The sequence below is a fragment of the Shewanella psychromarinicola genome (genome assembly GCF_003855155.1).
Classification (GTDB): domain Bacteria; phylum Pseudomonadota; class Gammaproteobacteria; order Enterobacterales; family Shewanellaceae; genus Shewanella; species Shewanella psychromarinicola.
Genome location: NZ_CP034073.1, coordinates 5,121,416 through 5,134,849 on the forward strand (window position 1 = coordinate 5,121,416; position 13,434 = coordinate 5,134,849).

Sequence of the window (13,434 nt, forward strand, 5' to 3'; positions counted from 1 at the left end):
GAGGTTAATAGGATTAATCAAAAAAGCATCAAAGTATTTGGCTACTCAGCCATCAACCTTGATGCCAATATCATCTTTGAAGCAGAGATGACTTTTAGTCAATATTGAAATTGCAGATGGTTACAAATGGCCGACTTTAACTAAAATCACCGTGTCTTGTTCCACATAGGGATTGTGCTGACTTAAATGCGGGCTGCGGATCCACGTACCAGCAGGATAACGGCCAAGCTCATCGATAAACTCTCCGCTAATCACGTAAATCTCTTCACCGCCAAAATGACGATGGGGTTGAAAATGAGTCCCTGCTGGCCACATGACTAATGCCGTAGATTCGGTGCCATGTTGATGTAGCGGCATAACCCGTAATTGGCCTTGACCCGGCAACCAATCAGCGTTGTTGGTATTAATAGCCACTTGCTCAGAGTCACTCTCTTGAAACTGGTGCAGCTTAACCAATAGCGTGCAGCCTTGTACGCTAAATGGCGCATGAACAAAACCTTCAGGATTACGCAAATACGTGCCGGCGGGATAATCACCGGTTTCATCAGAGAATACACCTTCGAGCACTAAAATCTCTTCACCTAATGGATGAGGATGTGAGTTAAATTGAGCACCTGCTTGATATTTAACAATACTGGTGGCATGTCCGCGCTCGGCTTCTTCGCGCGCTAAGCGTTTACGTAAAACCCCTGCAGCAGGACTGTTTTGCCATGCAAGTTCAGCGCTATTGATCACAACTCGCTGGCTAAAATCCATGTTTAACATATTGATACCTTTACAACCATGATTGCTAATAGCTTAGAGCGAAATCAACTCAATGAACAGCGAGTACCAAATGGTTTAATAGGTACTTTAAGGTGCTTTTTATTGATTAATAAGAAGAAATTTTCTATAAAAAAACCTGCAAATACAATTTACAGGTTTAATGATGAACGAATGCTTGAATTGGTTAACTTGCTGAATTATTGGCTGCCATTTGGCGTTGTTTTTTATACGCTTTAGCCGAGGCAGGAATGGGCGTCGTTCTGCCAGTTTCCAACCATTTCTTAAGTCGATTAGCATCGGCCATATGCGTATATTTGCCAAACGAATCTAACACCACAACCGCCACTTTACGTTTATCCATTTCCGTTAACATCACTAAGCAATGCCCTGCTTTGCTGGTATAACCGGTTTTGGTTAACGCAATGTTCCAATTATCTTTAAAGACCAGTTTATTGGTATTTTGAAAATCCAGTGCATAGCGTGGGCGTTTAAAAATAACGTGTTTTTTATTGGTTGAACTGAGCTTACCTAAAAGCGGATATTGCTGGCTGGCTTTAAGTAATAAAATAAGGTCATTCGCACTCGATACGTTTTCAGGTGATAAGCCGGTAGGTTCGACATAATGCGTTTGGGTCATTCCTAATGCGATTGCTTTATCGTTCATCGCTCGAACAAATGCCTTAAACCCTCCAGGATGATGATGAGCAAGCGAGGTTGCAGCACGATTTTCAGAAGACATGAGTGTCATTAACAACATGGTTTCACGGCTAACTTCACTGCCTAATCGTACACGTGAATAGACATTACGCATCACGGGTGAGTCAGTAATTTTAACCGATATTTTTTCATTTAACGATAATTTGGCGTCAAGGGTCACCATGGCGGTCATGAGCTTAGTCACTGAAGCAATGGGGACCGCTTGGTGTGGATTACTGGAATACAGCACTTCATTGGTTGTTAAGTCGACTAACATCGCACTGCTTGATGCTAACTCTTGTAATGATTGTTTTTGAGACACGGGTTCAGCAACTACCGAGGAGCTAATAACGGTATTTGAACATAATAAAGCGCAGGCAAAAAAGAAACGGAGTTTCATTATTCTCACTTGAAAAATAAACCTAATAAGTCCCTTGAGTATACGATAAAGGATTAGTCCGACAATAGATAAATAATCACTATTAGTGGGTTTGTAGTGAATGTTAGTCGGTTTTTAGTGAATGTTAGTGCATTTGTTGCCGCTCCAGCAAAAAACATAAATAATAGCGAGTACTGAGTTATGTTCACACAAGCCAAGATACACACTATCGAGCAATACTGTACTCGCCAGATGAGGTATATCAACAATATACTAGTTAAGCATTTGTCATCGTTTCGCGGTACGTGAACGACCCCGCGACATCGCTTCGCTCGGATTTCGCTCAAGACCATAGCAAACCAATATCCGCTTAAAGCTTGTCGAGACCCTATGACTTAAGTGACATTATCTGGCTATTATGGTGAAGTCATTAAACTGGAATGGAGCGTGACGTGGCTGCGCACCTTTGACGATAATTCCGCGATAATAATTCCGTGATGGTGCCCAATGCCGAGGCATTAAAAACCGCAATATGTAACGCTAATAGCGGTGCTTTAGATGAAATGGTTGTCGTGAGTTTTACGATTCCGATAAATGCAGATCACCAAAAAACCATTGCTTTGGCCAGGGAAGCCACTCAATGCTCACCTTATACCTTTTTAAATAAACCTATTGTCGTCAATTTGGGTAACGAGCACGGCTTTGGGCAGTTTTTTACACACCATTACCGTTAAAGCGTATGTGATGGACGTGAGGTTAGAAAAAAAGTTTATGAGTGTCATCAATATACGAGTACTTTCAGCGTTTAAAAATGCTAAATTTTATGATACATAACAAACGGTTCTTCAGTGATTTACGCTATAATAGACCCAATTGTTAAAATGGAGAATATGACTATGACACAAGATGAAATGAAAAAAGCAGCAGGTTGGGCTGCACTACAGTATGTCAAAAAAGACACCATCGTAGGCGTCGGAACTGGTTCAACGGTTAATCACTTCATTGATGCATTGGCAACAATGAAAGATGATATTGAAGGTGCAGTATCAAGCTCTGAAGCATCGACTAAAAAACTCATCGGACTTGGCATTGAAGTGTTTGACTTAAACAGTGTTGATTTGATTGATGTCTATGTTGATGGCGCGGATGAAATTAACGACCGCATGGACATGATTAAAGGTGGTGGAGCCGCATTAACGCGCGAGAAGATTGTCGCAGCGGTAGCAAAACGGTTTATTTGTATTGTGGATAATACCAAGCAAGTACCTATTTTAGGTGAGTTTCCATTGCCGGTTGAAGTGATCCCAATGGCACGATCTTATGTGGCACGAGAATTAGTCAAATTAGGTGGCGATCCGGTTTACCGTCAAGGCGTGGTGACCGATAACGGCAATGTGATTTTAGATGTGTACAACATGAAAATTTTAGACCCTAAAGTGATGGAAACTAAAATTAACGCGATTGTAGGCGTGGTAACCAACGGCTTATTTGCTAACCGCGGCGCCGATGTATTGCTAGTTGGCACCCCTGATGGCGTTAACACAGTAACCTTGTCATAACCGACAGTGGTGACTTTTTGTGTTGCCACTTAAGCAATACCAATCCTATTGAATATGTGATCGTTCAGCGGGAGTTCAAAGTGCTGTAAGCAAGGCAGATGATTGAAGCGAATAGTGATTCCATTTCGAAAGCATCTAACGAAGCATAACGTACTTTGAAACCCGCCAGAATAGAGTCACTCAGTCGTTCCATTTCCGCGTTGCATTGATTTAAATGGGATAATCATTTCGGCATCAATGCGCCTTAAATCAAACCCCTTAGCGACCCCGAACTGATCAGATATTTAATCAGCTTGGTATAGCACAATAGTCAAAACATAAAACGGCCTAACTTCAATGCTAGGCCGTTTTATGTTATTGGTTCACCCGTTCAAACCCTACAGACTAATCAAAAACAACCTCATTGTTTAACTCATTGTTTAACATCAACGCGACTGGCATAAACTTATTTAAAAGCCAATATACACCTTTTGCCTACTTGAGAATGTCAAATATTAGTCAATTATATTGTATGTGTTGTGACAATAAGGATGCTCCCCATTAAGCCGCTAATCACAGGGCCGTTAACCCAGCTAGCCGCCGCAGCCCTTGACGATAATCAGTTAGTCGCCATGGCAAAAACCGGTTGCGAACAGGCCTTCGCACAACTGTTTCGGCGCCATCACCAGCGGGTGTATGCCATCTGTTTTCGATTAAGCGGACAAGCTAGATTGGCAGATGATATGACGCAAGCGTGTTTTATTCGTTTATGGTTCAAACTGGATCAATTTAGAGGCGACAGTCGATTCACTACCTGGTTGCATCGCTTATGTGTCCGCCAAGCCATTAACGAATTAAAAGTGCAACAATCATGGTGGCAACGGTTTTTACCCATGGAACAACTTGACCCACTTGACGCACCTACGGTGGATTTTGATGACTATCATCAGCTCGATAAGTACATAGCTAAGTTGCCCCAACGCACTCGCATTGTCTTTGTTCTTTGTGCCATCGAAGGCTATCAGCATAATGAAGTCGCCGCATTGCTCAATATTGCCGAAGGCACGAGTAAAGCGCAGTACCATAATGCTAAACAATTATTACAAGAGATGCTTGAATAAGTCATTCACAGCAAGACCTTGAAAGCTTAGTCAAATCGATGTCATCACAGATGAAGCCTGTAAAAGATTGATAGCCAGGTATTGCATCGCAATTAAGCGCTAAACCTCAACAACAAAAATTATCTCTTGGGCTTTGGCTTATAGCGGCAAGTATTGCAACCCTGACTCTGATGGCCGTGTGATTGTCGCAACAACCGCAAATACGGCATTAATGCAGCAAACTGGCGCAATAAAGACAAACGGCATTTTTATAGATATAAACTAATAGATTCAAAAAATACCGCTACACGGATTTTACTTCGGCTGCGGTTAAATGACGCCATTCACCTGCCGCTAAGTCAGCGTTTAACTCGATACTACCCACAGCTTCACGGTGTAAATTAACCACGTTATTACCGACAGCGGCAAACATGCGTTTAACTTGATGGTACTTACCTTCGCTAATCGTCAATCTCACATGGGTGGGATCAATAATATCGAGCAAGGCAGGCTTAGTGAGTCCATCTTCATTGCGCAGCTCAACACCATCGGCAAATATTTTTATCAAACTGTCATCAATGGGATCGGCTAATTCCACTAAATAGCGTTTGCCACAATCTTTCTTTGGAGAGGTAATTTTATGTGACCACTGACCATCGCTGGTTATTAATACTAACCCGGTAGTATCAACATCTAATCGACCTGCAATGTGTAACGTGTCCATTTTTTCAATATCAATCAAACTCAATACCGATGGATATTGTTCATCAATGGTTGAACAAATGGTGTCTATTGGTTTGTTTAACATGATGTAACGCTCGCCAATCACGCTAATTAAGGTACCGTCTAAATGCACCGCCATTTGCGGAAGTACCTTAAAACCAGAATTTTTCACCACCACACCATCGCAGGTAACATCACCACGATGCAGGGCTCTCTTGGCGAGCGACCGAGTCAGTTCGGTACTTTCACAGATAAATTTGTCTAAACGCACAATGATTACTCAATCAAAAAATATTGACACTATTATGCTGCTTACGCACTTAAATAGAAATCAATCGCCGATATTTTTCACCTCCACGGTAATTTTTAGTTACACATACTCACAAAAAACCCTGTAAAAATCACTTTGTTTGGCTTGTTTTATAGACGGTTAAGGCCTTAACATACAATTCACAATAAAAGTAATAGCTTTTCCCTTTGGATAAAGGGGTTATTACTCAATTATGCAACACAGTCTGCAATACCCCATTGAAGGGTTCTTTAAATAAAGCAAAGGAAACAACATGAGAAAACTGGTTATTGGAGGTCTATGTGCCTCGTTAATTGCAGGCTTAAGCGCTTGTAATAATGAAAAGGCAATAGTTGCACCTGCAGCAGACGTGGCTAAAACAGCCACTGCCACTGCGGTAGCACAAGCCCTCACTTCAGGCATCAACTTTGACAATATCGACAAGTCTGTTCGCCCTCAAGACGATTTCTACATGTATGTTAACGGCGCGTGGTTGAACAAATCTGACATTCCAAGTGACCGTACCAGCATCGGCGCTTTTTACGACTTACGCGAAAACGCCCGTGATGACGTTAAAGCGATTATCGAAGACTTGAGTGCAACACCTAACTTAGTCGATGGTACTGACGAGCAAAAAGTAGCTGATTTATATCGCTCATTTATGGACGTTGACACCCTAAATAAATTGGGTATTGCACCAATTCAAGCTGAATTAGATCACATCGCCGCCCTGAAAGACAAACAAGAATTAACCGCTTTTTTTGGTGAAAACCAAGCTAAGGGTGGTGGTACACCTTTAGCCTTTTATGTTGACATCGATGCTAAAGATTCAAGCCGTTATGCCACACACATTTATCAGTATGGCTTAAGCCTGCCTGAGAAAGATTATTACTTTAACGACTCAGAGCGTTTCGTTAATATCCGTAAAGCTTTTGTTGAGCATGTGGAAAAAATGTACAGCTTAGCTGGCTTGCCAGACGCAAAAGCCAATGCTGAAGCTATTTTAGCGCTAGAAACCCAAATTGCAGAAAAGCATTGGGACGTCGTTGAAAATCGCGACAGCACCAAAACCTACAACCTATACCAAGTGAGCAATCTGCCAGAATTGGCCTCAGAAATTAACTGGGATGGCTATTTAGCAGCGTTAGGCGGCGACAAGCAAACTGATATCATTATCAACCAACCAAGCTATATCCAAGGCTTAAACGAGGTCCTTAAAAACAACGACCTTGCGACTTGGAAAAACTACATGACTTGGATGACATTGACTCACAATGCCAACAATTTATCTGAAGCATTAGATAACGAAAACTTTACGTTTTTCTCTAAGACTCTAAACGGTCAAGAAGAGCAAGAACCGCGTTGGAAGCGTGGCGTTAGCACTGTTAGCGACACGTTAGGCGAAGTTGTCGGTAAAGTGTATGTGAAACGTCATTTTGCGCCAGAAGCCAAAACCCGTATGGAAAAGTTAGTTAGCAACCTAAGCGGCGCTTATAGCTCAAGCATTGATTCATTAGATTGGATGAGTGCAGGCACTAAAGTAGCAGCAAAAGAAAAACTGGCTAAATTTAATCCTAAAATTGGTTATCCAAATAAATGGGCTGATTACACTAAATTAACCATTCAAGCAGACGATTTAATCGGTAATGCTAAGCGTGCCGCAGTGGTTCAGCATAACAAAGACATCGCCAAGCTAGGTCAACCAATCGATAAAGACGAGTGGCACATGACCCCACAAACGGTTAATGCTTACTACAACCCAACCATGAACGAAATCGTTTTTCCAGCGGCAATTTTACAGCCTCCGTTCTTCAATCTTGAAGCCGATGACGCGGTAAACTATGGTGGTATTGGTGCGGTTATCGGCCACGAAATGGGCCATGGTTTTGATGATCAAGGTGCGAAATTTGACGGTGAAGGTAACATGCGTGACTGGTGGACCGAAGCTGACTTAACAGCATTTGAGTCAAAAGGTAATGCGTTAATCGCTCAGTATAATGGCTATCAAGTATTTGACGACCTAAACGTCAATGGTAGCCTAACATTAGGTGAAAACATTGGCGATTTATCAGGTGTCACTATCGCCTATAAAGCTTACAAAATGTCACTTAATGGCAAAGAAGCACCGGTCATTGATGGCTTAACCGGCGATCAACGTTTCTTCATGGGCTTCACCCAAATTTGGCGGGTAAAGATGAAAGAAGAATCACTGCGTAACCGCGTTGCAACTGATCCGCATTCACCTGGCCACTTCCGTGCTCTTGGTTCGCTATCGAACATGCCTGAGTTCTACAGCACTTATGACCTGAAAGAAGGCGACAAGATGTATATTGAACCTGCTAAACGTGTAAAAATTTGGTAATTCAGACGCAGTGAAAACTGATTAACGTCACAATTCCTCATAAAAGGGCATCATTTGATGCCCTTCTTTATTAAACCTTGTTCATTCAGCCCCTATTCAGCCAAAAAGCGGTACATTGAGTTACAGACATTACGCTGGAGCTATTCAATGAATAAGTTATTTCGTACCTTTTTTATCTTCTTAATTTTACTGTCTACCCGTGGTGCTATTGCTCAACCTAACGAGGTTAAATATAACAAGTTAGCCCAGCCTTCAGACTTCAGCCAAAAATCAACTAATGATATTGAGCAGCTATTGGCGCTATATGAGCACGACGCTGACATTGTCGTACAAGATAGCGATAACTTACATGCTCTGATGACACGAGCACCATTAGCGCAGCAAGAACTCATTGACCTACTGCACGTTATTAGCCAGTCAAGCAACACTACAACCATTATTCCTGCCATTAAAAGTTATCAGCGTGCGGCTCAAAAAGTGCAAGCAAAATTCAATGGCGACGCCAGTCAGCTGACCGATATAGCGCGAGCCAGTGTGGTGGCCAATGACGTTAAAAGCTTATTATCAAGTTACCATCAACTGCGTCAACACACCGAAATAGTGCAATTAAAAAACCGCTTTTCTCGCCCCAAAATGTCAGGCTATCGTGACTTAAATGTATTAGTAAAATTGCCCGCAAGCCAAATGGTGGTTGAAGTACAGTTTCATTTAAATGATATTGCCGACATTAAAAGTGGTCCAGATCATCATATTTATGAGCATATTCAACAGATAGAGTCACAAGCCAAAGCAACCTCTAGACGGTTAAATGATATAGAACAAGCCATGATAGCCAAGCTTCGTCAAGACTCGCACAAGCAATATCATAAAGCGTGGTTAAGTTATAAACGTCAAAGTTTATATGCTTCACACAGACAAGTTGCCTAATATTAAGACCCTCCTTAAGCGCTCATATGAGCGCTTTTTTTTTGCCAAATAAGATCCACTACAATCACATCTGCTATACTCGCGCCCATTACGATACGATCTGCTGGACAATACTATGAATGACATTATCGAACTGCTACAAGAGTTAAGTGAAACTGTACCCGTGCCACTCGAATTGCCCACCTTTGAGCAACTTGTAGAGGTTGAAGAACAGATCTTAATTGGTTTGCCCAACGATCTAAAAGAATTCTTATTGTATGGCAGTGATGTTATTTATGGCACGCTTGAACCCGTTACCGCTGCGGATCCTTACTCGCACACTTATCTACCAGAAGTCGCCTGTTATGCTTGGTCTATTGGATTGCCCCGTGAACAAATTGCCATTTGCCAAATCGGCGATAGCTTTTATTGTATTGATGAAGAAGGCCAAGTGAAGTTTTGGAAAAAAGGCCGATTTAGCGACAAAGTCTGGGAATCATTTTGGCATTGGGCCGAAGATGTGTGGCTTAATCGATAAGCTAATCTGTTAACCCTATCTGTTAACCTTAAGTTACGGTTAAATAAACAAATAAATAAATAAACACTAATGATGAGAACGATCATGTCGAAAAATACCGGTTTAAATGCGATTGAAATCCAATGTTTGCGTCAGTCTTTAAGCCTAACAACAGAACAAGTTGCTAGCATCACTAAGACCAGTAATGAAGATGTGATGTCATGGGAGTCTGGTGAGAAAGAAGCGCCTATTCCCGCTCAGAAAAAGTTGTTAGACATCGATGATATTATCGAAATGCAAGTGCTCAATACCTCTGATGGCATTGAAGAGCTATTTAAAAAAGAGCCTAAACGTCGTTTAGCGTTTGTGGTCTATCCAACTCAGGCTCTCTATACCCAATACAATCCTGAATTTTTAAGCTCTTTGCCATTAACTGAACTGTACAATGCAGCAGCTTGGCGTATTAAAAAAGAATGTAAACTCGTACTTGAAGTGGATGTAAGCTTAGTCGCACTCGATGCCGAAGCCTATAAAGCTTATCGTGCTGATAACGGCATGAGCGAAAGCCGAGAAAGCCGAGCTAAATGGGCGGCGACTCAGTTATAAAAACCTCCATTTTGACGGTCAATAACTAAAAGGAAGCTTCGGCTTCCTTTTTGATAACGCTTATTTAGCGACATCGGCAAGTGCTACTGTTTTGGCTAGCGCAGCGGCCAAAGCAGGACGTTGCTTTAGTCGATCGCGATAGGCGGACAACTTTGGCGACAGATGTTGCTCGAATCCCAAAGCCCAACCTAAGGTTTGTGCGAGTAAAATATCGGCAACCATAGGCTCGCTGCCACATACAAACCCAGACTCTGGTATCCAAGTTTCAGCAACCGCAGCCGCTTGATCAAACTCCCATTTGGCCACAGCAAACATCGCGTCTACGCGCAGTTCTTTTGGTAACGCAAAACGATGCTTACCCATACTCCACAGCGGTTGTTCAAGCTCACTAATCACAAAACTCACCCAGCGTTCATGAATACCAGACTCTTGAGTACCTGGTTTTGGCAACCATTTACCTTGGCCGTACTTTTCCGCTAAATAACGCATAATGGCCGCAGATTCGCTTAACACGAAATCACCCTCTGTGAGTACTGGCATTTTGCCACTAGGGTTAAGGGCTAAAAATGCGTCACCTTTATGTTCACCATTAGCAAAATCGATAGCATGAAACTGCCATGCAATACCTAACTCTTCTAAAAGCCAAGATACCCGTAGCGCACGACTTTTTTGGGTTCCGTATAACGTAATCATTTAGGTTCCATATTATATAGTGAGGTTAATGAGGATAAAAAAAGCCACATTGCACCATGAGTGAATGTGGCTGTAATTTATCTTATGACGTTGTGATTAGAAGTTCATTGTAACTTTAGTATAAATATAACGGCCTAATGGGTTATGAACGCCCATTGCATAACCATAAAGGTCGGCATCACCGTCACCAATGGCAAATGATGGATCTTCATCAAACACGTTATTAACCCCTACAGATAACTTGACCGTGTCATTAAAACGATATGAACCAGACATATCCACTAACAACTGGGCATCAACGGTACGGGTTTTATTGAAGTCTTCAAATTCGCCGATATAACTTAAGTTAACGTTGGCAGCAAAGTCATCCATGTTCCAGTTAGTTGTTGCTAACCAACGGTGCTGTGGATACTCATACTCACCAGTGTAATCAACAATATCGCCATCAATTTCTTTTTCAAAGCTGATTAAGTAGCTGTACTCTACACCAAACTTAACCGTACCGTAGCCGTCTAATTCAAGGCCATAATGAGTCGATAAATCCACACCTTGTACTTCTTGCGAACCAATATTGACGAATCCAGATTTAATCACATCAAGCGGACCAAATGTCTGACCTGCTTGCGGTGCATTTCGCAAACAGACCGTACTGTTTTGATCATTACAATTTTCATCATAAAGAACCTGGTTTTGCAGTGAGTCAATCTTGTTATCTTGGAGAATATTGTATATATCAACACCAATATCAAACTGCTGATCTGGGGCCCAAATCATGCCCACATTCCACGTTTCAGACTCTTCAGCTTTAAGGTTAGGGTTTCCAGCGAATATAAAGTTGTAATCCAATAACTCGCAATCTACGTTATCAGCTTCACAACGATAGCTATCAATTAAAAAGTCACTCTTCTCAGAAGGGCCTAAGCCGATTTGTGCTAACGATGGGGCACGGAAACCAGTAGACCATGAACCTCGAGCAGTGACCTCGTCACTAATGCCCCATTGGAAAGCGATTTTAGGATTCGTGGTTGAACCAAAATCACTGTAGTTATCGTAACGACCTGCTAACTGCAACTCAAAGTTATCTGCAACAGGGATAGAGAATTCTACATAGGCAGCATGTTGGTCTCGTGAACCAAACGCAGATATCGCTTCAGTACCAAAAATCAGACCTCGTTGAAACTGCTCATCTGGCACGTCACTGACACTTTCTTCGCGGTATTCTGCACCGGCAGCCATCATAATATCGCGATCAGCAATCGTAAATGCTTGGCCTGTAATACTGGCATCATAAGCGGTGATGCTCGACTTACCTTGTCTTACTAGGCTAGTGGTGATGCGATCAATCACCTCTGGCGAGTTGATAGTAGCGCCAAATGGGTTGTAGTTACCGGCATCTATTTCAGCTTGTAAATAATCGGTTCTTACCCAACCCTGTGAACGGTCACCGGTTTGGGTTGACTCACTGCGACCACGTTGCGCTGATACTTCCCAGTCCCAATCGTTTATGACGCCACGAAGGCCGGCAACAATACGCATGGTATCTGATTCGATATCCCAACGACGAGGGCCAGCATCAACCGTACGGTAGCGGCCGATATCGATGTCTTGTCCAAAAGAATTGTTAGGATGAGTACCAGGCACGGTTAAACCTGCATCTTCATCTAATGGCGTTGGTGCACCGCCAGCCTCAGACGTGTTGTGTTGTACTGACAACTCTAAAAATGCGGTTAAATCTTCACCTAACATATAATCAAACTGGCCAATAGCACCGACACGCTCAGACGTTGGGATCGTTAAGTTGTATGGACCGTAATCAAACAAACAGCTGCCACTTGCTGTCGCATTCTCAGCGGGGCAATCTGGGTCAATCGTTTTAACACCATTGACATAGAAATAACCCGGGAAGCCACGTGATGAACGATAATCTTCACCGCCATAAACTGATTGATTAGCGGTGCCAAAACGACCCATTTCGTCTGCAGACAAGGTGCCATTGGTAAAGTAATCAAGGATAATTGACGCACTGCCTTTTTCGGCTTTTACGCCCCATACTAAGCTGGCTGTCGTTTCGTCATAACCGGTACCACTGTCATCACCATAACCTAGGTTAAGTTCGATACCTTCAATGTCTTTTCTTAAGACAATATTGACCACACCGGCAATAGCATCAGAACCATAAATAGCTGATGCACCGTCTTTAAGAATATCGATACGCTCAATAGCCGAAACAGGAATATTATTAATATCAACAAACGAATTTGAAATCCCTTCAGCAAACGCACTCGATCCAACACGGCGACCATTAATAAGTACCAGAGTCGCATCAGGGCCTAAGCCACGTAAACTGATTGATGCTCCACCGTTGGCAGTAGAGTCTTGGCTATTTCCACGCGTTGAGAATGCACCAGAACCGTTTGCAGGCATCCGCTCTAGCAATTGTTGTAGGTTGTCAAAACCCATGTTAGCAATATCGTCTTTATTCAAAGATTGTACTGGTGAAGGTCCTTCAATATCGGTGCGTTTGATACGAGAACCGGTCACTTCAATTCGTTCAACCTTTGCATCGGCACCTGCATCAGCAGCTTGTGTAACAAAGGCGATAGGTGCAAGAGATAGTGATACAGCGATAGCGCAAGCGCTGCGTAAAAGGTTAGTTTTTTTCATGATCATCCTTAACGTTAATTTATTGTTTTAAATCCATGATTACTGCAAACTGCGGTAACAACATTACCGCCTACTACTTTTTTGGATTCTAATGTACCTGTTCAAGTTAGGTTAAAACTTAACAAAGTCAACACAAGATAGTAACGTAAATGTAACTAATCACTTAGTCGAGAGTAAATCATGAATAAAAAGTGAA

The 13,434-nt window shown here is 42.3% G+C and carries 12 protein-coding genes; 7 read left to right on the forward strand and 5 right to left on the reverse strand.

The annotated features are described in order from the left end of the window. Positions 1-120: 120 nt before the first annotated feature. Together EGC80_RS22225 and pbpG are read right to left on the reverse strand one after the other, a co-directional pair. A complete protein-coding gene (locus EGC80_RS22225; RefSeq protein ID WP_124013663.1) occupies positions 121-765 on the reverse strand; it encodes a cupin domain-containing protein in 645 nt (214 codons plus the stop codon). A gap of 184 nt (positions 766-949) precedes the next feature. Then, a complete protein-coding gene (gene pbpG / locus EGC80_RS22230; protein ID WP_124013662.1) occupies positions 950-1,861 on the reverse strand; it encodes a D-alanyl-D-alanine endopeptidase in 912 nt (303 codons plus the stop codon). Between the two features lie 473 nt (positions 1,862-2,334). Between pbpG and EGC80_RS22805 the strand changes: the two genes are divergently transcribed. The 3 genes from EGC80_RS22805 (at position 2,335) to EGC80_RS22245 (ending at position 4,499) form a co-directional block, all read left to right on the forward strand. After that, positions 2,335-2,574 carry a hypothetical protein gene (locus EGC80_RS22805; protein ID WP_233768566.1) on the forward strand — a complete coding sequence of 80 codons (240 nt, stop codon included), beginning with the start codon at positions 2,335-2,337 and terminating at the stop codon, positions 2,572-2,574. A gap of 162 nt (positions 2,575-2,736) precedes the next feature. After that, complete coding sequence (gene rpiA / locus EGC80_RS22240; protein ID WP_101032643.1) at positions 2,737-3,399, forward strand: ribose-5-phosphate isomerase RpiA; 663 nt, start codon at positions 2,737-2,739, stop codon at positions 3,397-3,399. A 530-nt stretch (positions 3,400-3,929) separates the two neighbouring features. After that, positions 3,930-4,499, forward strand: a complete 570-nt coding sequence (locus EGC80_RS22245; protein ID WP_164839521.1) for an RNA polymerase sigma factor — start codon at positions 3,930-3,932, stop codon at positions 4,497-4,499. A 283-nt stretch (positions 4,500-4,782) separates the two neighbouring features. On the opposite strand, the gene rsuA is transcribed toward EGC80_RS22245, so the two are convergent. Further along, complete coding sequence (rsuA, locus tag EGC80_RS22250; protein WP_101032644.1) at positions 4,783-5,472, reverse strand: 16S rRNA pseudouridine(516) synthase RsuA; 690 nt, start codon at positions 5,470-5,472, stop codon at positions 4,783-4,785. A gap of 292 nt (positions 5,473-5,764) precedes the next feature. Here rsuA and EGC80_RS22255 point away from each other — a divergent pair, with 292 nt between their 5' ends. The 4 genes from EGC80_RS22255 to EGC80_RS22270 all read left to right on the forward strand — a co-directional run bounded on the left by EGC80_RS22255 (position 5,765) and on the right by EGC80_RS22270 (position 9,881). Next, positions 5,765-7,852: a M13 family metallopeptidase gene (locus EGC80_RS22255; RefSeq protein ID WP_124013661.1), complete on the forward strand. Its 2,088-nt coding sequence runs from the start codon at positions 5,765-5,767 to the stop codon at positions 7,850-7,852. A 147-nt stretch (positions 7,853-7,999) separates the two neighbouring features. Then, entirely contained in the window at positions 8,000-8,779 is a 780-nt protein-coding gene (locus tag EGC80_RS22260) for a nucleotidyltransferase family protein (protein WP_124013660.1), read from the forward strand. A gap of 115 nt (positions 8,780-8,894) precedes the next feature. Next, positions 8,895-9,296 (forward strand): SMI1/KNR4 family protein, encoded by a 402-nt coding sequence (locus EGC80_RS22265; protein ID WP_101032647.1) that lies wholly within the window; start codon positions 8,895-8,897, stop codon positions 9,294-9,296. Between the two features lie 84 nt (positions 9,297-9,380). Further along, positions 9,381-9,881, forward strand: a complete 501-nt coding sequence (locus tag EGC80_RS22270; protein ID WP_101032648.1) for a DUF4447 family protein — start codon at positions 9,381-9,383, stop codon at positions 9,879-9,881. A 60-nt stretch (positions 9,882-9,941) separates the two neighbouring features. Here the strand turns inward: EGC80_RS22270 and EGC80_RS22275 are convergent, their stop codons facing one another. Further along, entirely contained in the window at positions 9,942-10,574 is a 633-nt protein-coding gene (locus tag EGC80_RS22275) for a glutathione S-transferase family protein (protein ID WP_124013659.1), read from the reverse strand. Positions 10,575-10,670: 96 nt separating this feature from the next. After that, positions 10,671-13,238, reverse strand: a complete 2,568-nt coding sequence (locus EGC80_RS22280; protein ID WP_124013658.1) for a TonB-dependent receptor — start codon at positions 13,236-13,238, stop codon at positions 10,671-10,673. Positions 13,239-13,434: the final 196 nt, after the last annotated feature.